This window comes from Stenotrophomonas sp. 05N37 (assembly GCF_056397365.1).
The window spans coordinates 761,383-781,594 of the sequence record NZ_JBFTNG010000002.1; the positions used below are offsets into that span (position 1 = coordinate 761,383).

The 20,212-nt window shown below is 68.0% G+C and carries 24 protein-coding genes; 17 read left to right on the top strand and 7 right to left on the bottom strand.

The features are described 5' to 3' along the window. Window positions 1-97 precede the first annotated feature (97 nt). Window positions 98-961 carry a CAF17-like 4Fe-4S cluster assembly/insertion protein YgfZ gene (gene ygfZ / locus AC1DGC_RS10135; protein WP_478047765.1) on the bottom strand — a complete coding sequence of 288 codons (864 nt, stop codon included), beginning with the start codon at window positions 959-961 and terminating at the stop codon, window positions 98-100. Window positions 962-1,000: 39 nt separating this feature from the next. On the opposite strand from ygfZ, the gene AC1DGC_RS10140 reads away from it, so the two are divergent. The 10 genes from AC1DGC_RS10140 (at window position 1,001) to AC1DGC_RS10185 (ending at window position 8,069) form a co-directional block, all read left to right on the top strand. Continuing rightward, window positions 1,001-1,174: a DUF1674 domain-containing protein gene (locus AC1DGC_RS10140; protein ID WP_259204761.1), complete on the top strand. Its 174-nt coding sequence runs from the start codon at window positions 1,001-1,003 to the stop codon at window positions 1,172-1,174. 56 nt (window positions 1,175-1,230) lie between these two features. Beyond that, on the top strand, window positions 1,231-1,623 hold the full coding sequence (sdhC, locus tag AC1DGC_RS10145) for a succinate dehydrogenase, cytochrome b556 subunit (protein WP_259205047.1): 393 nt from the start codon (window positions 1,231-1,233) through the stop codon (window positions 1,621-1,623). Continuing rightward, on the top strand, window positions 1,620-2,006 hold the full coding sequence (sdhD, locus tag AC1DGC_RS10150; protein ID WP_259204770.1) for a succinate dehydrogenase, hydrophobic membrane anchor protein: 387 nt from the start codon (window positions 1,620-1,622) through the stop codon (window positions 2,004-2,006). The genes sdhC and sdhD overlap by 4 nt, the downstream gene beginning before the upstream one ends. Window positions 2,007-2,037: 31 nt before the next feature. After that, window positions 2,038-3,828, top strand: coding sequence for a succinate dehydrogenase flavoprotein subunit (sdhA, locus tag AC1DGC_RS10155; protein ID WP_259204774.1), 1,791 nt, complete (start codon window positions 2,038-2,040; stop codon window positions 3,826-3,828). 163 nt (window positions 3,829-3,991) lie between these two features. After that, the gene (locus AC1DGC_RS10160) at window positions 3,992-4,777 is read left to right on the top strand and encodes a succinate dehydrogenase iron-sulfur subunit (protein WP_259204781.1); all 786 of its coding nucleotides are present in this window, start codon (window positions 3,992-3,994) and stop codon (window positions 4,775-4,777) included. 120 nt (window positions 4,778-4,897) lie between these two features. Continuing rightward, a complete protein-coding gene (locus AC1DGC_RS10165) occupies window positions 4,898-5,146 on the top strand; it encodes an FAD assembly factor SdhE (RefSeq protein ID WP_128095617.1) in 249 nt (82 codons plus the stop codon). Between the two features lie 40 nt (window positions 5,147-5,186). Then, window positions 5,187-5,546 (top strand): hypothetical protein, encoded by a 360-nt coding sequence (locus AC1DGC_RS10170; protein ID WP_478047766.1) that lies wholly within the window; start codon window positions 5,187-5,189, stop codon window positions 5,544-5,546. 23 nt (window positions 5,547-5,569) lie between these two features. Then, the gene (locus tag AC1DGC_RS10175) at window positions 5,570-6,811 is read left to right on the top strand and encodes a lipoprotein-releasing ABC transporter permease subunit (RefSeq protein WP_259204793.1); all 1,242 of its coding nucleotides are present in this window, start codon (window positions 5,570-5,572) and stop codon (window positions 6,809-6,811) included. Then, window positions 6,804-7,517, top strand: coding sequence for a lipoprotein-releasing ABC transporter ATP-binding protein LolD (gene lolD, locus AC1DGC_RS10180; RefSeq protein WP_259204796.1), 714 nt, complete (start codon window positions 6,804-6,806; stop codon window positions 7,515-7,517). Before AC1DGC_RS10175 ends, lolD begins: the two co-directional genes overlap by 8 nt. 87 nt (window positions 7,518-7,604) lie before the next feature. Continuing rightward, on the top strand, window positions 7,605-8,069 hold the full coding sequence (locus tag AC1DGC_RS10185; RefSeq protein ID WP_394164425.1) for a DUF6491 family protein: 465 nt from the start codon (window positions 7,605-7,607) through the stop codon (window positions 8,067-8,069). Window positions 8,070-8,117: 48 nt separating this feature from the next. Here AC1DGC_RS10185 and AC1DGC_RS10190 read toward each other — a convergent pair whose 3' ends face one another. The 3 genes from AC1DGC_RS10190 to ftsY all read right to left on the bottom strand — a co-directional run bounded on the left by AC1DGC_RS10190 (window position 8,118) and on the right by ftsY (window position 11,084). Further along, the gene (locus tag AC1DGC_RS10190) at window positions 8,118-8,387 is read right to left on the bottom strand and encodes an oxidative damage protection protein (protein ID WP_128095612.1); all 270 of its coding nucleotides are present in this window, start codon (window positions 8,385-8,387) and stop codon (window positions 8,118-8,120) included. A 3-nt stretch (window positions 8,388-8,390) separates the two neighbouring features. After that, entirely contained in the window at window positions 8,391-9,530 is a 1,140-nt protein-coding gene (gene mutY / locus AC1DGC_RS10195) for an A/G-specific adenine glycosylase (RefSeq protein ID WP_259204808.1), read from the bottom strand. Window positions 9,531-9,683: 153 nt separating this feature from the next. Continuing rightward, window positions 9,684-11,084: a signal recognition particle-docking protein FtsY gene (gene ftsY, locus AC1DGC_RS10200; RefSeq protein WP_478047767.1), complete on the bottom strand. Its 1,401-nt coding sequence runs from the start codon at window positions 11,082-11,084 to the stop codon at window positions 9,684-9,686. A gap of 290 nt (window positions 11,085-11,374) precedes the next feature. Between ftsY and AC1DGC_RS10205 the strand changes: the two genes are divergently transcribed. Further along, window positions 11,375-11,662: a hypothetical protein gene (locus tag AC1DGC_RS10205; RefSeq protein WP_478047817.1), complete on the top strand. Its 288-nt coding sequence runs from the start codon at window positions 11,375-11,377 to the stop codon at window positions 11,660-11,662. Between the two features lie 111 nt (window positions 11,663-11,773). On the opposite strand, the gene htpG is transcribed toward AC1DGC_RS10205, so the two are convergent. Beyond that, complete coding sequence (gene htpG, locus AC1DGC_RS10210; protein WP_478047768.1) at window positions 11,774-13,672, bottom strand: molecular chaperone HtpG; 1,899 nt, start codon at window positions 13,670-13,672, stop codon at window positions 11,774-11,776. A gap of 250 nt (window positions 13,673-13,922) precedes the next feature. Between htpG and rsmD the strand changes: the two genes are divergently transcribed. From rsmD to AC1DGC_RS10240, 6 genes are all read left to right on the top strand, one after another. Continuing rightward, window positions 13,923-14,528, top strand: coding sequence for a 16S rRNA (guanine(966)-N(2))-methyltransferase RsmD (rsmD, locus tag AC1DGC_RS10215; RefSeq protein ID WP_478047769.1), 606 nt, complete (start codon window positions 13,923-13,925; stop codon window positions 14,526-14,528). Window positions 14,529-14,535: 7 nt separating this feature from the next. After that, complete coding sequence (coaD, locus tag AC1DGC_RS10220; RefSeq protein WP_259204818.1) at window positions 14,536-15,045, top strand: pantetheine-phosphate adenylyltransferase; 510 nt, start codon at window positions 14,536-14,538, stop codon at window positions 15,043-15,045. Window positions 15,046-15,092: 47 nt separating this feature from the next. After that, window positions 15,093-15,584 carry a hypothetical protein gene (locus tag AC1DGC_RS10225; RefSeq protein ID WP_259204819.1) on the top strand — a complete coding sequence of 164 codons (492 nt, stop codon included), beginning with the start codon at window positions 15,093-15,095 and terminating at the stop codon, window positions 15,582-15,584. Window positions 15,585-15,709: 125 nt separating this feature from the next. Then, window positions 15,710-15,991 (top strand): YfhL family 4Fe-4S dicluster ferredoxin, encoded by a 282-nt coding sequence (locus AC1DGC_RS10230; protein WP_259204824.1) that lies wholly within the window; start codon window positions 15,710-15,712, stop codon window positions 15,989-15,991. Further along, the gene (ggt, locus tag AC1DGC_RS10235) at window positions 15,988-17,730 is read left to right on the top strand and encodes a gamma-glutamyltransferase (RefSeq protein WP_449335824.1); all 1,743 of its coding nucleotides are present in this window, start codon (window positions 15,988-15,990) and stop codon (window positions 17,728-17,730) included. The genes AC1DGC_RS10230 and ggt overlap by 4 nt, the downstream gene beginning before the upstream one ends. A gap of 110 nt (window positions 17,731-17,840) precedes the next feature. Next, a complete protein-coding gene (locus tag AC1DGC_RS10240) occupies window positions 17,841-18,728 on the top strand; it encodes an MBL fold metallo-hydrolase (protein WP_259204827.1) in 888 nt (295 codons plus the stop codon). 82 nt (window positions 18,729-18,810) lie between these two features. On the opposite strand, the gene AC1DGC_RS10245 is transcribed toward AC1DGC_RS10240, so the two are convergent. Continuing rightward, on the bottom strand, window positions 18,811-19,095 hold the full coding sequence (locus AC1DGC_RS10245; RefSeq protein ID WP_478047770.1) for a PsiF family protein: 285 nt from the start codon (window positions 19,093-19,095) through the stop codon (window positions 18,811-18,813). Window positions 19,096-19,203: 108 nt separating this feature from the next. Beyond that, window positions 19,204-19,839, bottom strand: a complete 636-nt coding sequence (upp, locus tag AC1DGC_RS10250; RefSeq protein ID WP_259204831.1) for a uracil phosphoribosyltransferase — start codon at window positions 19,837-19,839, stop codon at window positions 19,204-19,206. Between the last annotated feature and the right edge of the window lie 373 nt (window positions 19,840-20,212).

Below are 20,212 nucleotides of genomic sequence, written 5' to 3' on the forward strand. Positions count from 1 at the left end.
GTGCGGTGGATGCCGTCCAGCGGCCGGCTCCCACACCCCCATCAACGCGCCTGGGGTGGCGCATCGACGTGTAACGTCTCGACCCGCGTCGGGATGCCTACCGGGCCAGCCCGTCCAGCAACGGCAGCGGCGCGGCGTCGAGGCCGTCCACCGACAGCGGATCGCTGGCGATCTCCAGCGGCAGCACCGCCAGGGCGAGGTTGCCGGCCACGCTGGCCACCGTGCCGATCGCCGCGCCGTTCTGCTGCACCTGCGCGCCGCTGGCGATACCGTCGCCGACCCGCAGCAACTGCAGGGCCCGCTTGGCCTTGCCGAGGAAGTGGGTGCGCGCCACGATTTCCTGGCCGGGATAGCAACCTTTCTTGACGCTGTAGCCGTTCAAGCGGTCCAGGCCCAGCTGTTGCGGTGTCCATTGTTCGCGCTGGTCGGCGGCCAGGCGGGGCACGCCAAAGCGCAGGTCCGATTGCCGCCAGGCCAGCGCAATGCCGGCGTCGTCGAGCGCCGCGGTACCTGCACGCGGTGCGATCCGCAGCGTGCGAGGCAGCGCATCGCTGCCCACATCCAGCTCCAGCGTCTCACCGTTGACGGCGATTGCTGCGCCAGCGGCGGCGTCCGGCGCGGTGAAGCTGCCGCCCACGGCATGGTCATCGCGCACGGTGATGCTGAGCTTGCGGCGGAAAACAAAACGCTGCAATTGCGACGCAATCGCATCGGCATCGCCGTCGGCGAGCACCAGCAGAATGCGATCCTGGTCCACCCGGATCAGCTGGAACACAGCAATGGTGCGGCCTTTGGCGTTCAGCCAGGCGCTCCACTGCCAATGCCGGACGGGCAGGGCGGTCACGTCGCTGGCGAATTGGGCGTGGGCAAACGCGGCCGCATCGGGCCCGTCCAGACTGAGCAGCTGGTGACCGGAGAGGCGCGGAAAACCGTTGAAATCCATGGGCAGGTTGTCAGGCAAGTGAACGGGGTCTAAAATTTGTGCGTTGCGAGACCACCCATGATAGGCCAAACAACCCCCACTCCAGATACCGACTCCGAAGCCCCGCAGGTCGACCAGGCGCAACCGCTGCCTGAGACGCCCGCGGTGCCCGTGGAAATTGGTGGCCGCGGCGGACTCGATCCGGTGCGGTATGGAGACTGGGAGAAAAACGGACGCTGCATCGATTTTTGATCAGCATTGAGCCAACGCGGCATTGCGCCGCCCAGCCGAGACAACGAGCCCAGCGAATGGCCGCCAGAGAACGTCCCCTTTCCCCGCACCTTCAGGTGTATCGCTGGCAGATCCAGATGGCCACCTCGATTCTGCATCGAGCGACCGGCATCTTTCTGTCTGTTGGAGCCCTGATCATTGCCGGCGGCCTGCTCGCCCTCATGATGGGCCCTGCCTCCTGGAACTGCTTCACCGATCACGCTGGTAGCTGGTACGGCAAGCTGTTCCTGTTCGCCTGGACCTGGTCCTTCGCCTACCACCTGTGCAACGGCCTGCGCCACATCGTGCAGGACTTCGCGATCGGCTTCTCGATCCCGGCGTTCGTCCGCAGCAGCTGGATCTCCGTCTTCGCCAGCCTGGTGATCACCGCCCTGGTCTGGGCCTATGTGTTCGTCGGAGCCGCCGCATGAACAAGTTCCGTACCCCGTTGAAGAACGTGCGTGGCCTTGGCGCTGCCAAGACCGGCACCGAGCACTTCGTGATGCAGCGCCTGACCGCCACCGCGCTGGTCGGCCTCACCGTGTGGTTCCTGGTGTTCGTGCTGAGCCTGATCGGCGCCGATTACGTGACCGCCACCGACGCGGTGTCCAAGCCGTGGAACGCGGTGCTGCTGGTCGGCTTCCTGGTCGCGATGTTCTGGCACGCCCAGCTCGGCCTGCAGGTCGTGCTGGAAGACTACATCCACAACTCGCTGCTGGCCCTGGCGCTGCAGACCACGGTGAAGTTCATCGCCGTGCTCGGCGCGATCGTCAGTGTTTTTGCGGTCGCCCGCATTGCGCTCGGCGTTGCCTGAGTCCAGGCACCAAGACAGGAATCCAGATTAGATGTCCGCTTACAAGATTACGGAACACAAGTACGACATGGTCGTGGTCGGCGCCGGTGGCGCAGGCCTGCGCGCTACGTTCGGTCTTGCCGCCAAGGGCCTGCAGACCGTCTGCCTGACCAAGGTCTTCCCGACCCGCTCGCACACCGTGGCCGCGCAGGGCGGTATTTCCGCCGCGCTGGGCAACATGGGCGAAGACGACTGGCGCTACCACTTCTTCGACACCATCAAGGGCTCGGATTGGCTGGGTGACCAGGACGCCATCGAGTACATGTGCCGCGAAGCGATCCCGGCCATCATCGAGCTGGAACACTACGGTGTGCCGTTCAGCCGCACCGAAGACGGCAAGATCTACCAGCGCCCGTTCGGTGGCATGACCACCAAGTACGGCGAAGGCCCGTCCGCGCAGCGTACCTGCGCCGCCGCCGACCGTACCGGCCACGCCATGCTGCACACGCTGTACCAGCAGTCGCTGGCGCACAACGCGCGCTTCATGATCGAGTACTTCGCCCTCGACCTGATCTTCGACGAGGAAGGCGTCTGCCGCGGCGTGCTCGCCCTGGACATGGCCGACGGCTCGCTGCACCTGTTCCGCGCCCACGGCGTGGTGCTGGCCACCGGCGGTTACGGCCGCGCCTACTTCAGCGCCACCTCGGCCCATACCTGCACCGGCGACGGCGGCGGCCTGGTCATGCGTGCCGGCCTGCCGATGCAGGACATGGAGTTCGTGCAGTTCCACCCGACCGGCATCTACGGCGCGGGCTGCCTGATCACCGAAGGCGTGCGTGGCGAAGGCGGCATCCTGCGCAACAGCAATGGCGAGCGCTTCATGGAGCGCTACGCACCGCACTACAAGGACCTGGCCTCGCGCGACGTGGTGTCGCGTTCGATGACCATCGAGATCCGCGAAGGCCGCGGCGTCGGCGAGCACAAGGACCACATCCTGCTCGACCTGACCCACCTCGGCCCGGGCGTGATCGACGACAAGCTGCCGGGTATCGCCGAAAGCGCCCGCATCTTCGCCGGCGTGGACGTGCACAAGCAGCCGATCCCGGTCATCCCGACCGTGCACTACAACATGGGCGGCATCCCGACCAACTACCACGGCGAAGTCGTGCGCAAGGTCGGCGACAACCCCGATGCGGTCGTGCCGGGCCTGTACGCGATCGGCGAAGCGGCCTGCGTGTCGGTGCACGGCGCCAACCGCCTGGGCTCCAACTCGCTGCTCGACCTGGTGGTGTTCGGCCGTGCGGTGGCCAACCGCTGCGCCGAGACCATCAAGTCCGGCGCGCCGCACAAGACCCTGCCGTCGGACGCGTGCGACAAGGCGCTGGGCCTGCTGGACAAGCTGCGCTACGCCAACGGCGACACCCCGACCTCGGTCATCCGCGACAACATGCAGCGCACCATGCAGAACGACGCGGCGGTGTTCCGTACCAGCAAGACGCTGGAAGAGGGCTGCAGCAAGATGGCCGAGATCTTCGACTCCTTCCAGGACGTCAAGGTCTCCGACCGTTCGCTGGTGTGGAACTCGGACCTGATCGAAACCTACGAGCTGAACAACCTGCTGCTCAACGCGGTGGCGACGATCAACTCGGCCGAACAGCGCAAGGAAAGCCGTGGCGCGCATGCGCATGAGGACTTCCCGGACCGCGACGACGTCAACTGGCAGAAGCACACGCTGGTCAACGTCGACGACAACGGCAAGTGCAGCTTCGACTATCGCCCGGTGCACATGTACACGTTGAGCAAGGACGTGGACGTGGTACCGCCGAAGCCGCGCGTGTACTAAGAGACCTGCGGCATGACCTCCGGCCACGCAGCGCCAGCACGCCTTCCTGCCCGCCAGGGCAGGGGGCTGCGCGCGCCGCTGGCCGGTGGTGTCGACTTCCTCACCTTCCGTGCTAGCCGCGCCTGCATCGCAGCGCGAGCCGCCTGAGCCAACGAGAACAGCCATGGCCGAGTTTTCCCTCCCCAAGAATTCCAAGATCGGAAAGGGCAAGCACTTCCCCGCCAAGAGCGGTGCGAAGAATACCCGCACGTTCAAGATCTACCGCTGGAGTCCCGACGACGACAGCAACCCGCGTACCGATACGTATGAGATCGACCTGGACAGCTGCGGCCCGATGGTCCTGGACGCGCTGATCAAGATCAAGAACGAAATCGATCCGACCCTGACCTTCCGTCGTTCGTGCCGCGAGGGCATCTGCGGTTCGTGCGCGATGAACATCGACGGCACCAATACGCTGGCCTGCACCCGCGCCATCGCCGACTGCGGCAAGGCCGAAGTGCCGATCTACCCGCTGCCGCACATGAGCGTGATCAAGGATCTGGTCCCGGACCTGACCCACTTCTACGCGCAGTACGCCTCGATCAAGCCGTGGATCCGCACCCAGACCCCGCCGCCGCCGGATCGTGAGCGCCTGCAGTCGCCGGAAGACCGCAAGAAGCTGGATGGCCTGTACGAATGCATCCTGTGCGCGTGCTGCTCGACCAGCTGCCCGAGCTACTGGTGGAACGGCGAGCGTTACCTGGGCCCGGCGATCCTGCTGCAGGCCTACCGCTGGATCGTCGACTCGCGCGATGAAGACACCGGTGCGCGCCTGGACGATCTGGAAGACCCGTTCAAGCTGTACCGCTGCCACACCATCATGAACTGCGCCCGGACCTGCCCGAAGGGCCTGAACCCGGCGTTGGCGATTGCCGAGATAAAGAAGCTGATGATGGCGCGCCGCGCCTGACCTGGCGGTTCATGTCATCGCTGCCCGTGCGGCGGCGATCGCGGCGGCACCGACCGGAAGGTCCGGTGCCGCTGTTGTTTCCGGCCCTGGTTGGCCGGCACCTTGAGGAATGCGATGTCGATGGACGAAGCCACTGAACTGAAGAAGCTGCGCTGGCGTTGCCGGCGTGGCATGCGCGAGCTGGACCAGCTGTTTGGCCGCTACCTGGACCGCTGCTGGCTGCAGGCGCCTACCGAAGAGCGCGAGGTTTTCCTGTTCCTGCTGGAGAGCGAGGACGATAAGTTGTGGCGCTGGTTCATGGGTTACGAGGAATGCCCGCATGCCCAGCCCGCCGCGCTCATCGCCCGGATCCGCGCCCTGCCGGCTTGAGTGGCGCCCCTCGCGCTGGCAGTGCGGCGCGCAGCTGCTGATGACCGCGCTGGCGCCGTGGGCGCTGTACCGCACGGCAGTGCCGGATGGCTGGCACGGCCCGGCTGCCGTGCTGGCGGTGGCCTGGGGGCTGGCGCAGGCCTGGCGCTACTGGCACGCGCCCACCCGCTCGATCGTGATCCCGCCCGACGACGCCCCGGCGCAGGTCGATGGCGAGCCGGTGCAGGACCTGCAGCTGTCCGACCGGGGCGTGCTGCTGCAGGTGGCCTGGCGCTGCCGGGGGCGCCGCTACTGGCGGCTGTTCTGGCCCGATACGCTGTCCCCTGCACAGCGACGTGAACTGCGACTGGCCGTCCGCGCACACTGCATTTCCCGTTCACGTCCGGCAGTGGCACCATAGCCTGAATTGTCCGGCGTACCTGCATGTTCAAACCCATTCCTGTCTCGATCGGCCTGCGCTACCTGCGGGCCAAACGCCGCAACGGTTTCATCTCCTTCATCTCGATGGCCTCCATCCTCGGTATCGCGCTCGGCGTGACCGTGCTGATCACCACCCTGGCGGTGATGAGCGGGTTCCAGAAGGAGATCCGCGACCGCCTGTTGCAGATGACCGCCCATACCACCATCACCACCGACGGCGCGCCGATGTCGGACTGGCAGCGCGCGGTCGATACGGCAAAGAAGGATCCGCGCGTGGCCGGTGCCGCGCCGTACATCGAGATCCAGGCCATGCTCAGCGGGCCGCGCGTGCAGGGCGCGATCGTGCAGGGCATCGACCCGGCGCTGGAGCCGGGCGTCTCGGTGATCAACCAGAAACTGGTCAAGGGCAGCTTCGACAGCCTCACCCCCGGCAGCTACCACCTGCTGGTCGGCAAGGAGCTGGCGCTCTGGCTGGGCGTGGACGTGGGCGACACCGTGCTGGTGACCCTGGCCGAAGTGCAGGGCACCCCGGTCGGCGCGATGCCGCGGCTGAAGCGCTTCACCGTCAGCGGCATCTTCGAGGCCGGCTACAACGAAATCGACAAGGGCGTGGCGTTCGCCAACATGGCCGACCTGGAGCGCGTGCTGCGCATGGACGGAGTGACCGGCGTGCGGCTGAAGCTGCATGACATGGACAAGGCGCTGGACGTGGGCGTGGACCTGGCCCACACCCTCGGCGGCGGTTACCGGGTCAGCGACTGGACCCAGCAGAACGCGAACCTGTACCACTCGCTGCGCATGGAGAAGGTGGTGATGGGCATCCTGCTCTCGCTGATCATCGCCATGGGCGCGTTCAACCTGGTGTCCTCGCAGGTGATGCTGGTCACCGACAAGCAGGCCGACATCGCCATCCTGCGTACGCTGGGCCTCACCCCGGGCGGGGTGATGCAGGTCTTCATGGTGCAGGGCTCGCTGATCGGCATCATCGGCACCGTGGCCGGCGTGATCGGCGGCATCACCCTGACCTTGAACCTGGAGCGCATCCTCGGGGCGATCGAGACGCTGTTCAACGTCAAGCTGCTGCCCGAGGACGTTTACTACATCACCGGCCTGCCGACCGACATGCAGACCCCGGACATCATCGTCATCACCGTGATCGCGCTGGCCATGAGCTTCCTGGCCACGCTGTACCCCGCGTGGCGCGCCGCCCGCACCCAGCCGGCGGAGGCCCTGCGCTATGAATGAGCCGATCAACCGCGGCGATGAAGTGATCCGCGCCGAAGGGCTGGCCAAGACCTATGCCGAAGGCCGCATGCAGACCCCGGTGTTCAATGGCCTGGACCTGAGCGTGAGCGCCGGCGAGACGGTGGCGATCATCGGTGCCTCCGGTGCGGGCAAGAGCACCCTGCTGCACCTGCTCGGCGGGCTGGATACGCCGACCGCCGGCGAAGTATTCGTGGCCGGCCAGCGCATGTCCGGGTTGTCCGACGGCCAGCGTGGCCAGTTGCGCAACCGCGCGCTGGGCTTCGTGTACCAGTTCCACCACCTGCTGCCGGAATTCACCGCGCTGGAAAACGTGATGATGCCGGTGCTGCTGGGGGGCGAGGACGTGGCTGCGGCGAAAAACCGCGCGCAGGCCCTGCTGGAGTCGGTCGGGCTGGGGCATCGCCTGGAGCACAAGCCGGGCGAGCTGTCCGGTGGCGAGCGCCAGCGTGCCGCCGTCGCCCGTGCGCTGGTCAACCGCCCGGCCTGCGTGCTGGGCGACGAGCCGACCGGCAACCTGGACGACAAGACCGCCGGCACCGTGTTCGAGCTGATGCTGGAACTCAACCGGGCGTACCACACCAGCCTGGTGCTGGTGACCCACGACCGCAGCCTGGCGCGCAAGCTCGACCGCGTGCTGGAACTGCGCGAAGGGCGGCTCCACGCCTTGGCCCACAGCCAGGTCTGAGCTGGCCGCTGAATGGCCGGCGCGACGCTGTCGCCGGCCTCACGCGATGGGTGCATCATCGGCGCAGTCATCCCTGCTGGAGGCGCCATGAAGACCCTGATTGCAACGGCCGCGCTGTGCCTGGCCCTGGTCGGCTGCGCGACCACCGGTCGCCTGAGCGGCGAGGAGCGGCTGGCGCTGTACCGCGCCCATGCCGCGCCGCCGCAGCAGGACATGCCGCTGTACGGCGCGTTGTCGGGCTGGACCGAACTGGGTGACAGTGCGCTGGCGGTGTGGACGCGCCCCAGCGAAGGCTATCTGCTGGAACTGCGCGGGCCCTGCCAGGGCCTGGATTACGCGCCGGCGATCGCCCTGACCAGCCGGGTCGGGCGGGTGTCCGCGCGGTTCGACAAGGTACTGGTGCGCGACCCGACGCCGGGCCCGATGAACATGCCGTGCTTCATCGGCAGCATCCGCAAGCTGGATGTGCAGGCGCTGCGCGCGTCGGAAAAGGAATTGCGCCAGGCGCAGGTGCAGGAGCGCGAGGAAGGCCAGGCCGCCCCCGCGAAGTAAGCGGGAGCCGTCGATCGCGTACCGACCGAGGGTCGGTAGCGGCCGGAATCATGCTTCGGGGATGAAACCCGCCGGCTTTTCCGCATCCTTCTCGAACAGGTATTTCACCAGTTCGGTTTCCAGGAACGCGCGATGCTTGGGATCGCGCGGCGACAGCCGGTTCTCGTTGATCAGCATGGTCTGGTGGGCCAGCCAGGCGCTCCAGGCGCTCTTGCCGATGCCGTTGAAGATGCGCTGGCCCAGCTCGCCGGGGTAGGGCACGAAGTCCAGGCCTTCGGTGTCGCGTTGTTCGTACTGGCAGAAAACGGTGCGGGGCATGGCTTACTCGGACTCGGGTGAAGGTGGTGCGCCACGCATTGTACGGCGCTTGGGCCGGGCCGGCGGGGCGCCGGTGGCCAGCAGCTTGCGGATCGGGGCGGGCAGGCCGAGGCTGGGCAGGTCGGCTGCGGCGACCCAGCGCAGGCCCGGGGCCTCCTGTCGCAGGCCGTGCACGCGCTGCACCAGCACCTGCAGGTGCAGTCGATAGTGGCTGAAGGTGTGCTCCAGCACCGGCAGCGCATCGGCATCGTCCAGCGAGCCGTCCACGTGGGCATCGAACCAGTCCTGCAGGTCGCTGCCGGCGTCGGCCTGCGGCAGCGTCCACAGCTGCGCCCAGATGCCGGTATCCGGGCGCTTCTGCAGCAGCACGCGGCCCTGGCCATCGCGCAGCAGCAGCGCGGTGGCCTCGCGTTCCGGCAGGGCCTTGGCGGGCTTGGGCGTGGGCAGGTCGTCGATGCGGCCCTCGCGCCGCGCCACGCAGTCCTCCTGCAGGGGGCAGATCACGCAGGCCGGCCGGCTGCGGGTGCAGACCGTGGCGCCCAGGTCCATCTGCGCCTGGGTGTAGTCGGCCAGGCGCGCGTCGGGCACGTGCTGTACGTGCGCGTCGGCCAATGCCCACAGCACCTTTTCCACCGCTGGCAGGCCGGGAAAACCCTCGATGCCGTGGTAGCGGGTCAGCACGCGCTTGACGTTGCCATCGAGGATCGCGAAGCGGTCGTTCCAGGCCTGGCTGAGGATCGCCGCGGCGGTGCTGCGACCGATGCCGGGCAGTGCGTTCAACGCCTCGACATCGCGCGGCAGCTCGCCGCCGTGCAGCGCGACGCAGCGCTGGGCGGCGGCGTGCAGGTTGCGCGCACGGGCGTAGTAGCCCAGCCCGGCCCACTGCGCCATCACGGCATCGTTGCTGGCCGCGGCGAGGTCGGGCAGGGTGGGAAACACGCGCAGGAACGCCAGGAAATACGGAATGACCGTACTGACCTGGGTCTGCTGCAGCATGATCTCCGACAGCCACACCCGGTAGGGCGAACGCGGGTGCTGCCAGGGCAGGTCGTGGCGGCCGTGGCCGTCGAACCACGGCAGCAGGCGCGCGACGAAGGCATCGTCGGTGGGGGCGGGGTCGCGGGCGGTTGGCTGGCGTGGCATGGGGCTTCCGCAGAAGGATAGAGCCACCCCATGGGTGGCTGCGGCGGCGATGGCTGCGGCGGCGGTGGGAGGCCTTGGCCGCACCTGGGCGAGCAGCCACCCATGGGGTGGCTCTACCCCGACGCGCGTGGCGTGCGCCCGCGCGCGCCTGGGTCAGCCGCCCAGCGCGTCGGGCAGCAGGGCGTCGACGAAGGCTTCCGGGTCGAACACGCGCAGGTCTTCCGGGCGCTCGCCGATGCCGGCGAAGCGGATCGGAATATTGAACTCGCGGGCCAGCGCGAATACCACGCCGCCCTTGGCAGTGCCGTCCAGCTTGGTCACCACCAGGCCGGTCACGTTGACCGCGGCGTGGAACTGGCGCAACTGGGAGAGGGCGTTCTGGCCGGTCGTGCCGTCGATCACCATCAGCACCTCATGCGGTGCGGCCGGGTCGATCTTGCCGAGCACGCGGCGGATCTTGCCCAGTTCGTTCATCAGCCCGCCCTGGGTATGCAGGCGGCCGGCGGTATCGGCGATCAATACCTCGGTGCCGCGTGCCTTGCCGGCCTGCAGCGCGTCGAACGCCACCGAGGCGGCATCGGCATTTTGCCCCTGGGCGACCACGGCCACGCCGTTGCGCTCGCCCCAGGCCTGCAGCTGGGCCACGGCGGCGGCGCGGAAGGTGTCGCCGGCGGCCAGCATGAGGCTGTGGCCGTCGTCCTTGAAACGCTTGGCCAGCTTGCCGATGGTGGTGGTCTTGCCGACGCCGTTGACGCCCACGGTGAGGACCACGAACGGCTTGGCGCTGCGGTCGATCACCAGCGGTTTGGAGACCGGCTGCAGGATCGCGATCAGTTCGCCACGCAGCGCGGCGAGCAGCGCGGTGGCGTCGGCGAATTCGCGCGCCTTCATGCGCTTGCGCAGGCCTTCGACCAGTGCGGTGGTCGCGCCGACGCCGACATCGGCGGTGATCAGCGCGGTTTCCAGTTCATCCAGCAGGTCGTCGTCGAGCTTGGGGTTGCGCGAGAACAGGCCGCCGAAGCTGCGCGCGATGACGCTGTTGCGCAGCCGGTCACGCCAACCGGGCTTGCCCGGCGCGGCGGCGGGGGCGCTGTTGTCGTCGGGCACGCTGGCCAGCGGCTGCGCGGCCTCCTGCACGATCTCGCTGGCGACCAGCACCGGCGGCGGCAGCGGTGCGGCGATCGGCTCGGCGATGGCGACCGGGGCGGTCTGGACGACAGGTGCGACCGGTGCAGCGGGGGCCGCTCCAACCGGCATCGTCGGAGCCGCAGGTGCCTGCTCGACCGGTGCGGCCGGTTTCGGGACCACGGGCAGTACCGGCGGCAGCGCGTCCACGGGCGCAACCGGTGCGACCGCCGCTGGCGCAGGCGCGGCCACCGGCACGGCGACGCCGGGAACCGCGGCGGCGGGCGGCTGGACAGGCGCGGGCGCCGACGGGCCGTCTTCACTGGCCTGCGGGAACGCTGCGGCCAGCTCTTCAGCCGAGTAGTGCTGGGTCTTGGGCGCGTCCTGCGGAGCGTCCTGGGGCTTTTTGCGACGGAAGAAACTGAGCATTGGATTCGGCGCTGAAATCAGGGGGATATGCTACCACTGCGCCCTTGGAGGGCAGTGCGAACGTGGGGTGGTGCGGTGTTGGCGGCAGCCGACCAACGGTTGGCGGGCAGCCGACCAACGGTTGGCGGGCAGCCGACCAACGGTCGGGGGGGCAGCCGACCAACGGTCGGGGGGAGGCAGCCGACCAACGGTCGGCTCTACAGACGTTGGGATTGCGGCCGTTAACGGCTTTGGATGCCTGCGTCATCGGACGCCGGCCATGCATCGTGGAGTGCAGCAGCGTGAACGTGATGTCCATTGCCAGCTCCGGCATGCGTGCCGCGAGCCTTGAGGTGCAGGCTGCTGCGAGCAACGTGGCGCGTCTGCCGGTGGAGGGGGCCGCCCGGATCGGGGTGGCCCAGACCGCGGTGGTCGGAGGTGGGGTGGAGGCCGGCGTGGTCGAGGCGGCGCCCGATCCCGGCGCCCCGGTTTCAGACCTGCTCGCCGCGAAGGACGCGGTGCTGGCCTTCACTGCCAACGCCACGTTGATTCGCCGCAGCGATCAGATGCTCGGCGCGTTGCTGGACGAGCGCGGCTGAGACCGGATCCAGCCCGCTGACGGGAGGTGTCGACCCCTGGCCGGCACCTCCCGGTCCTGCGAGCGCCGCCACCGTGCCGGCCAGCGGCCGTCACGGTGGTCTCGCGTCGCCTTACGCCGACAACTCCAGCAGCAGCTTGTTGAGCCGGCGCACGTAGCCGGCCGGATCCTTCAGCGTATCCCCGGCCGCCAGCGCGGCCTGGTCGAACAGCACGCGGCTGAGGTCGTCGAAGCGTGCGGCATCGGCCTCCTGGTCCAGCTTGCCGATCAACGGGTGGCCGGGGTTGAACTCGAACACCGGCTTGCTGTCGGGCACCTTCTGGCCGCTGGCTTCCAGGATCTGGCGCATCTGCAGGCCGAGGTCCTGTTCGCCGATGGCCAGGATCGCCGGGGAGTCGGTGAGGCGGTGCGAGACGCGCACGTCGGCGACATCCTCGCCCAGTGCGCGCTTGATGCGATCGACCAGACCCTGCTTGTCCTTGGCCGCTTCTTCCTGGGCCTGCTTGTCTTCGGCGGTTTCCAGCGCGCCCAGGTCGAGGTCGCCACGGGCGACGTCGACGAACGCCTTGCCGTCGAACTCGGTCAGGTAACCCATCAGCCACTCATCGATGCGGTCGGTGAACAGCAGCACTTCGATGCCCTTCTTGCGGAACACTTCCAGGTGCGGGCTGTCCTTGACCTGGGTGTGGCTGTCGCCGGTCAGGTAGTAGATCTTGTCCTGGCCTTCGACCATGCGACCCACGTAGTCGGCCAGCGACACGCTCTGCTCGCCGCCGGCGTCATGGGTGGAGGCAAAGCGGAGCAGGCCGGCGATCTTCTCGCGGTTGTTGAAGTCCTCGGCGGGGCCTTCCTTGAGCACCTGGCCGAACTGCGCCCAGAAGCCGGCATACGCCTCGGGCTTGTCGGTGGCGAGCTTGTCGAGCATGTCCAGCGAGCGCTTGGTCAGCGCCGACTTCATCGAGTCGATGACCGGGCCGGACTGCAGGATTTCGCGCGAGACATTCAGCGACAGGTCGTTGGAATCGACCACGCCCTTGATGAAACGCAGGTACATCGGCAGGAACTGCTCGGCCTGGTCCATCACGAACACGCGCTGCACGTACAGCTTCAGGCCCTTGGGCGCGTCGCGGTGGTACAGGTCGAACGGCGCGTGGCCAGGCACGTACAGCAGCGAGGTGTATTCGAGCTTGCCTTCGACCTTGTTGTGGCTCCAGGCCAGCGCGTCCTGGTGGTCGTGCGCGGCGTGCTTGTAGAACTCCTGGTACTCGGCGTCGGTGATCTCGGTGCGCGGGCGGGTCCACAGCGCGCTGGCGCGGTTGACGGTTTCCCATTCGACCTCGGCCGGGGCGTCGTCGCCGTGGTGTTCCTTGACCATCTGGATCGGCAGGCCGATGTGGTCGGAATACTTCTTGATGATGCCGCGCAGGCGCCAGCCGTCGGCGAAGTCCTGCTGGTCGTCCTTGAGGTGCAGGACGATGCGGGTACCGCGCTCGGGCTTGTCGAGGGGTTCGACGTCGAACTCGCCCTCGCCACGCGAGGACCAGTGCACGCCCTCGCTGGCGGGCAGGCCGGCGCGGCGGGAATAGACGTCGACCTGGTCGGCGACGATGAAGGCGCTGTAGAAGCCGACCCCGAACTGACCGATCAGCTGGGAATCCTTCTTCTGGTCGCCGGAGAGTTGGCGCAGGAAGTCGCCGGTGCCGGACTTGGCGATGGTGCCAAGGTGGGCAATGGCGTCCTCGCGGCTCATGCCGATGCCGTTGTCGTCGATGGTGAGGGTGTGGGCGTCGGCATCGAAGCTGACGCGGATGCGCAGGTCGCCGTCGTTTTCGAGCAGGGCCGGCTGGGTCAGCGCTTCGAAGCGCAGCTTGTCGGAGGCGTCGGCGGCGTTGGAGATGAGCTCGCGAAGGAAGATTTCCTTGTTGGAGTACAGCGAGTGGATCATCAGCTGCAGCAGCTGTTTGACTTCGGTCTGGAAGCCCAGGGTCTGCTTTTGGGTCTGCTCGGTCATGGGTGGCGATGCTCCTTGGACGATGCCGCGCCCGGCGCGGCGACTGGTCAAGGGGTAGGGGTGGATTGTCCCGAATTCAAGAGTCGGCCGTAGATCCACGCCATGCGTGGATGCCCGGTTCCGGTGAGGGGATGCTTGATCGGCACAACTGCCGGACCGCCTAGAATGTCGGCATGAATCGCCTGACCTTCGTGCCCATGACCCGTTCCCGCCCGTCCGCCCTTTCCGCCGTCTTCGCCCGGAGCCGCGCATGAAGCCGCGCCAGCCAGTGGCGGCGGCGGTGGGCCAGGTGCGGATCATCGGTGGCAAGTGGCGCGGCACGAAGTTGCCGGTGCCGCTGTCGCCGGGGCTGCGGCCCAGCAGCGACCGGGTGCGGGAGACGCTGTTCAACTGGCTGATGCCACGGATCGGCGGGGCACGGGTGCTGGACCTGTTTGCCGGCAGCGGGGCGCTGGGGCTGGAGGCGGTGTCGCGCGGGGCGGGGCAGGCGACGCTGGTGGAGCGCGACGCGGCATTGGCCCGGCACCTGCGTGAATCGGTGGCCAGGCTGGGCGCGGAGGGGCAGGTGCAGGTGGTCCAGGCCGACGCGCTGCAGTGGCTGGGCCAGGCGCCGGCCGGGCAGGCCGACATCGTGTTCGTGGACCCGCCGTTCGCGGCCGGGCTGTGGGCGCAGGTGCTGGCCGGGCTGGGCCCGCACCTGGCGGCCGATGCCTGGCTCTACCTGGAGTGCCCGGCCGACCAGGTGCCGGCGGTACCGGCCCCATGGCTGCTGCACCGCGAGGGCGGCACCCGCGAGGTCCGTTTTGCCCTGTACCGCCGCGCCGCTGCTACACTTTCACCAGATCACAACACGTAGCTGCCGTATGACCGTGGCCAACCGCCGCATTGCCGTGTACCCGGGCACCTTCGATCCGATCACCAATGGTCACATCGACCTGGTGAACCGGGCCGCGCCGCTGTTCGAGAAGGTCGTGGTCGGCGTGGCACAGAGCCCGTCCAAGGGGCCGACGTTGCCGCTGGAGCTGCGCGTGCAGTTGGCGCGCGACGCCCTCGGCCACAACCGCAACGTGGAGGTGATCGGGTTCGATACCCTGCTGGCGCATTTCGTGCGCTCGGTGCAGGGCGGGATCCTGCTGCGCGGCCTGCGCGCGGTCTCCGATTTCGAATACGAATTCCAGATGGCCAGCATGAACCGGCATCTGATCCCGGAGGTCGAGACCCTGTTCCTGACCCCGGCCGAGCAGCACAGCTTCATTTCGTCGTCGCTGGTCCGTGAGATCGCCCGCCTCGGCGGCGACGTGTCCGGCTTCGTGCCGGCGTCGGTGCTCGAGGCGCTGCGCAAGGTCCGCGAAGCGAAGTCGGCCCAGTCGTAATACCCGTCAGACCCATACATACCAAGAACCACCAAGGGAGGAATTCCATGAACAACACCATGCGTGCCATGTTGATCGCGTCGTTCGCGCTGGCCTTCACCGCCTGCAAGAAGGAAGAGGCTGCGCCGGTCGTCGAGGCCCAGCAGGCGCTGGTCGCCCCGGACGCCAACGATGACGCCGGCTGGAAGAAGTACCTGCAGGCCGTGGCCGTGCAGAACATGGGCAACATCACCAACAGCCCCTTCCTGTACTACCTCTCCCCGGAGTCGGACCCGGAATTCGCCGCCAAGTACGATCGCCAGGTCGAGAGCGCCACCCAGGCCGTGGCCCGTGGCGTGCAGCCGGGCAACATGCTGGCCTTCGGTTCGTCGGCGTCGGCGAAGATGGCCGACATGATCCAGGCCGTGTTCAAGGACGTGTCGCCGGATTCGATGAAGGGCGTGCGCGTGGTGTTCATCGGCAAGGCGGCGGACAACGCCCGCGTGCAGGCCATCGTGCAGCCGACCGGCGCCGAATACATCTTCGTAGAAGCCAAGTAACCCGTGCAGTGGCGGCCGCGCCCAAGGCGTGGCCCGGGCGGTTTCCGCGAGGAAGCCGCCGTTGACCGGCCTGCGCCCTGGCGCGGGCCGGCCTTCATCCGCCGGCGCGGGCGTGGAGTAACGCCATGTCGCTGAAAATCAATGCGCTCTGCGTCAACTGTGACGTCTGTGAGCCGGCCTGTCCCAACCAGGCCATTTCGATGGGTGAAACCATCTACGTGATCGATCCGGCCCGCTGCACCGAGTGCGTGGGACATTTCGACGAACCCCAGTGCGTGGTCGTCTGCCCAGTCGAATGCATCGATCCCGATCCGGATATCCCGGAAACCCAGGACGCCCTGCTGGCGAAGTTGTACGGCCTGCAGCGCGACCATCCCGAACTTTATGCGGAGCCCCCATCCGAATGAACACGTTGTCGCGTCGCTGGTTGCTGCTCGTCCTGTTGTGGTCCCCGGTGGCATGGTCCGCCGCACCCGCGCAGGGTTCCCTGGCCAGCCATCCGGACGGCGCGGCGATCGCCAGCGGCCACCACCTGGCCACCGAGGCCGGGATGGAGATCCTGGCCAAGGGCGGCAATGCCTTCGACGCGGCAGTGGCGGTGTCCTCCACCCTGGCGGTGGTCGAGCCGATCAGCTCCGGGCTGGGCGGCGGCGGGTTCTTCCTGCTGCACGATGCGGCCACCGGCAAGGACGTGATGCTGGACGCGCGCGAGACCGCGCCGCAGGCCGCCAATGAAGCCGCCTTCCTGGACAGCAAGGGCGAGCTGGACCGCGACCGCTCGGTCAACGGCCCCTGGTCGGCGGGCATCCCCGGCCTGCCGGCGGCGCTGGTCGAGCTGTCGGGCAAGCACGGCAAGCTGCCGTTGCGTACCTCGCTGGGCCCGGCGATCCGCATCGCCACCGAGGGCTTCCCGGTGTATGCGCGGATGGCCAAGGGCTATGCCTCGCGCCGCGAGGTGATGGAGCGCTACCCCGGCACCCGCGAGGTGTACCTGCGCAATGGCAAGCCGATCGCCGAGGGCGATGTGTTCCGCCAGCCGGAACTGGCCGCCACGCTGACGCGCCTGGCCGACCAGGGCTTCGACGGCTTCTACCGCGGCCAGACCGGCAAGGCGCTGCTGGCCGGCGTGAAGCAGGCCGGTGGCAGCTGGAGCGCCGAGGAACTGGCCGGCTACCGGGTCAAGCTGCGCGAGCCGATCGTGTTCAACTACCGCGATTGGAAGATCACCACCGCCTCGCCGCCGTCCTCCGGTGGCATCGCGCTGGCGGCGATGCTGCAGATCCTGGAAGGCTGGGACCTGAAGTCGATGGATGAAGCGCACCGCACCCACCTGGTGGTGGAAGCGATGCGCCGCGCCTACCGCGACCGCACCTTCTTCCTGGGCGACCCGGATTTCGTGCAGATCCCGCAGAAAGTGCTGACCAGCAAGGACTACGCCCAGGGCCTGCGCGCCACCATCCACCCGGAGAAGGCCACCCCGAGCGACCTGCTGTCGGGCAACCCGACCCCGCTGGAAGACGACGAGACCACCCACTTTTCGATCATCGACCGTGACGGCAACCGCGTGGGCGCAACCCAGACGGTGAACCTGCTGTACGGCTCGGGCCTGATTCCCAAGGGCACCGGCGTGCTGCTCAACAACGAGATGGACGATTTCGCGCTGAAGCCGGGCACGCCCAATGCCTTCGGCGTGATGGGTTATGCGGCCAATGCGCCCAAGCCGGGCAAGCGCATGCTCAGCTCGATGACCCCGACCTTCATGGAGTCGCCGGACAAGGTGGTGGTGCTGGGCACGCCGGGCGGCAGCCGCATCATCACCATGGTGCTGCTGGGGATCCTCGGTTACGACGACGGCCTGACCGCGCAGCAGGTGGCCGCGTTGCCGCGTTACCACCACCAGTGGCTGCCGGACGAGATCTCGGCCGAAACCGGTGCGTTGTCGGTGGACACCATCAAGCAGCTGCAGGCGATGGGCCACAAGATCGACCTGCCCGGCGACAGCGCCGAAGGCGGGCGCGGCTCCAGCCACGTCTGGGGCAACCTGCAGACCGTGGAGTGGGACCGTCGCAGCAACGTGCTCAGCGGTGGCAGCGACCCGCGCAACCCGGTGGGCAGCGCGGCAGTGTCAGCGGCCGCGAGCCGCTGATCCGACCCGCCCGGTCGCTTTCCAGACCCCGCCACCCGGCGGGGTTTTTCGTGGCGCGCCCGCGCAGCCGACTAGCGAATATTTAACGCGTCGCGCCGGATAATTTACCCATGAAACTATGGTCGATTCGCGGTAACTCACAGAAACTGGATGGCGGGGCGATGTTCGGCAACGCCCCACGCGCGGTGTGGGAAAAATGGGCGGCACCGGATGATCTGAACCGTATCGAGCTGGCCTGCCGCGCCTTGCTGGCCAGCCCGCTGGCTGGCAAGACGGTGTTGTTCGAGACCGGTATCGGCGCGTTCTTCGAGCCGAAACTGCGTGACCGTTACGGCGTGCAGGAGCCGCGCCACGTGCTGATGGAATCGCTGCGCGAGGCCGGGTTCGAGCACGAGGACATCGACGTGGTGGTGCTCAGCCATCTGCATTTCGACCATGCCGGAGGGCTGCTTGCGCAGTGGAGCGAGGGCCGTGGCCCGGAGCTGCTGTTCCCCAATGCCACCTTCCTGGTGGGCGCCGAACATTGGCAGCGGGCGCTGCACCCGCACCCGCGCGACCGCGCCAGCTTCATCCCGGAACTGCCGGGGCTGCTGCAGGACAGTGGCCGGCTGGAGATCGTCGAGGGGCCGTATTCGAAGGCGCTCGGCAACAGCGTGCGCTTCAGTTTCAGCGACGGGCATACCCCGGGCCTGATGCTGGCCGAAATCGTCGGCCCCGAGCAGGTCGATGGCCAGCCGCGCGGCGGCGTGGTGTTCTGCGCGGACCTCATCCCCGGTCGCTCGTGGGTACACGTGCCGATCACCATGGGGTACGACCGCAACGCGGAGTTGCTGATCGACGAGAAGCGCAGCTTCCTGGAAGACAAACTGGCGCGCAACGTGCACCTGTTCTTTACCCATGACCCGCAGTGCGCGCTCGCCCAGGTGGCCCGCGACGACAAGGGCCGCTTCGGCACCATCCACGAGCAGGGCGAATTGAAGGCCCGCGCGCTGGCCTGAGCCGCGGGCCGCCCCCGTCATCGGGGGCGGCGGCAGGGTGCCGGGTGCTGGCCGGCACCACCGGATCATCGGTCGGCCGCGGTCAATGCGCCTTCAGGCAGCTGCTCATGAAGGTCTTGCGCGCATCGCCGGCCAGCTTCTTGCTGGCCGCATCGGCATTGCAGGTCTTCATGCGTTCCTGCGGCGTGGTCGCCGCCGGCGCGGGCGCACTCAGGCACGCCTTCTGCGCGGCTTTGTAGTCCTCGCCGGTCTTGCCCTTGTTCCTGGCCGAACAATCGGCCATGCGCTGCTGCTGCGGGGTGGCCGCACTGGCGACCAGGGGGCTGCCAAGCAGCAGTAGGCAGGCCAGCAGGGACAGGGTCTTCATGACGCAGCTCCACGCACGGGTTGAGGATGCGCGCAGCTTCTGCCGGGACATGGCTAGGCCGTGTGAAACACCGGCGGCGACGGGCAGCCGCCGGTCATCGGGGCGGAATCAGCCGGCCACGCGGGTGCCGAAGATGCGGTCACCGGCATCGCCCAGGCCCGGCAGGATGTAGCCCTTCTCGTTGAGGCGCGCGTCGATCGCGGCGGTGAAGATTTCCACGTCCGGGTGGACGGCCTGCACGGCCGCGATGCCTTCCGGCGCGGCGACCAGGAAGATGCCCTTGATGCGGCGGGCACCGGCGCGCTTGAGCATGTCGATGGTGGCAATCAGGGTGCCGCCGGTGGCCAGCATCGGGTCCAGGATCAGCGCATCGCGCTCTTCCAGGCGGCCGGTCAGGCGCTCGAAATAGGGCACCGGCTGCAGGGTTTCCTCATCGCGCTGCAGACCGACCACGCTCACCCGCGCGGCGGGGATCAACGACAGCACGCCGCTGAGCATGCCCAGTCCCGCACGCAGGATCGGCACCACGGTGATCTTGGCCCCGGCGATGCGCTGCACCGTCACCGGGCCCGCCCAGCCGGCCATGGCGTGGGCTTCGGTATCCAGGTCGGCGGTGGCCTCGTAGGCCAGCAGCCCACCAAGTTCGTTGGCCAGTTCGCGGAAGTCCTTGGTGCTCAGGGACGCATCGCGCATCAGGCCGATTTTGTGCTGCACCAGCGGATGGCGCACTTCGACGATTTTCATGGGAGGGGCAACGAAGAGGGGAGACCCGTAGTTTGCCGCAACGCCACCCGAAGCCAAAGCCCAGGGGCCGAAGGCAGAAGCCGAAGCCAAAGCCGAAAGCCGAAAGCCGAAGCCGAAGCCGCGATCTCCGGTAGTGCCGAGCCATGCTCGGCAGGCCAGACAATGACGAAGCCGATGCTCGGCAGGCCAGACAATGACGAAGCCGATGCTCGGCAGGCCAGACAACGCCGGAGCCGACGCTCGGCAGGCCAGACAACGCCGAAGCCGACGCTCCCCACGACACGACAGCCGACGCGCCCCCAACAGCAGCCGAGCATGGCTCGGCTCTACCACCCGGCAGGCGGCACGCCCCCAACAGCAGCCGAGCATGGCT

Bases quoted from the DNA above. Each gene is read 5' to 3' on its own strand.
- AC1DGC_RS10140 (WP_259204761.1), top strand. From the start codon at position 1,001: ATGATAGGCCAAACAACCCCCACTCCAGATACCGACTCCGAAGCCCCG.
- sdhC (WP_259205047.1), top strand. From the start codon at position 1,231: ATGGCCGCCAGAGAACGTCCCCTTTCCCCGCACCTTCAGGTGTATCGC.
- sdhD (WP_259204770.1), top strand. From the start codon at position 1,620: ATGAACAAGTTCCGTACCCCGTTGAAGAACGTGCGTGGCCTTGGCGCT.
- sdhA (WP_259204774.1), top strand. From the start codon at position 2,038: ATGTCCGCTTACAAGATTACGGAACACAAGTACGACATGGTCGTGGTC.
- AC1DGC_RS10160 (WP_259204781.1), top strand. From the start codon at position 3,992: ATGGCCGAGTTTTCCCTCCCCAAGAATTCCAAGATCGGAAAGGGCAAG.
- AC1DGC_RS10165 (WP_128095617.1), top strand. From the start codon at position 4,898: ATGGACGAAGCCACTGAACTGAAGAAGCTGCGCTGGCGTTGCCGGCGT.
- AC1DGC_RS10170 (WP_478047766.1), top strand. From the start codon at position 5,187: ATGACCGCGCTGGCGCCGTGGGCGCTGTACCGCACGGCAGTGCCGGAT.
- AC1DGC_RS10175 (WP_259204793.1), top strand. From the start codon at position 5,570: ATGTTCAAACCCATTCCTGTCTCGATCGGCCTGCGCTACCTGCGGGCC.
- lolD (WP_259204796.1), top strand. From the start codon at position 6,804: ATGAATGAGCCGATCAACCGCGGCGATGAAGTGATCCGCGCCGAAGGG.
- AC1DGC_RS10185 (WP_394164425.1), top strand. From the start codon at position 7,605: ATGAAGACCCTGATTGCAACGGCCGCGCTGTGCCTGGCCCTGGTCGGC.
- AC1DGC_RS10190 (WP_128095612.1), bottom strand. From the start codon at position 8,387: ATGCCCCGCACCGTTTTCTGCCAGTACGAACAACGCGACACCGAAGGC.
- mutY (WP_259204808.1), bottom strand. From the start codon at position 9,530: ATGCCACGCCAGCCAACCGCCCGCGACCCCGCCCCCACCGACGATGCC.
- ftsY (WP_478047767.1), bottom strand. From the start codon at position 11,084: ATGCTCAGTTTCTTCCGTCGCAAAAAGCCCCAGGACGCTCCGCAGGAC.
- AC1DGC_RS10205 (WP_478047817.1), top strand. From the start codon at position 11,375: ATGTCCATTGCCAGCTCCGGCATGCGTGCCGCGAGCCTTGAGGTGCAG.
- htpG (WP_478047768.1), bottom strand. From the start codon at position 13,672: ATGACCGAGCAGACCCAAAAGCAGACCCTGGGCTTCCAGACCGAAGTC.
- rsmD (WP_478047769.1), top strand. From the start codon at position 13,923: ATGAAGCCGCGCCAGCCAGTGGCGGCGGCGGTGGGCCAGGTGCGGATC.
- coaD (WP_259204818.1), top strand. From the start codon at position 14,536: ATGACCGTGGCCAACCGCCGCATTGCCGTGTACCCGGGCACCTTCGAT.
- AC1DGC_RS10225 (WP_259204819.1), top strand. From the start codon at position 15,093: ATGAACAACACCATGCGTGCCATGTTGATCGCGTCGTTCGCGCTGGCC.
- AC1DGC_RS10230 (WP_259204824.1), top strand. From the start codon at position 15,710: ATGTCGCTGAAAATCAATGCGCTCTGCGTCAACTGTGACGTCTGTGAG.
- ggt (WP_449335824.1), top strand. From the start codon at position 15,988: ATGAACACGTTGTCGCGTCGCTGGTTGCTGCTCGTCCTGTTGTGGTCC.
- AC1DGC_RS10240 (WP_259204827.1), top strand. From the start codon at position 17,841: ATGAAACTATGGTCGATTCGCGGTAACTCACAGAAACTGGATGGCGGG.
- AC1DGC_RS10245 (WP_478047770.1), bottom strand. From the start codon at position 19,095: ATGAAGACCCTGTCCCTGCTGGCCTGCCTACTGCTGCTTGGCAGCCCC.
- upp (WP_259204831.1), bottom strand. From the start codon at position 19,839: ATGAAAATCGTCGAAGTGCGCCATCCGCTGGTGCAGCACAAAATCGGC.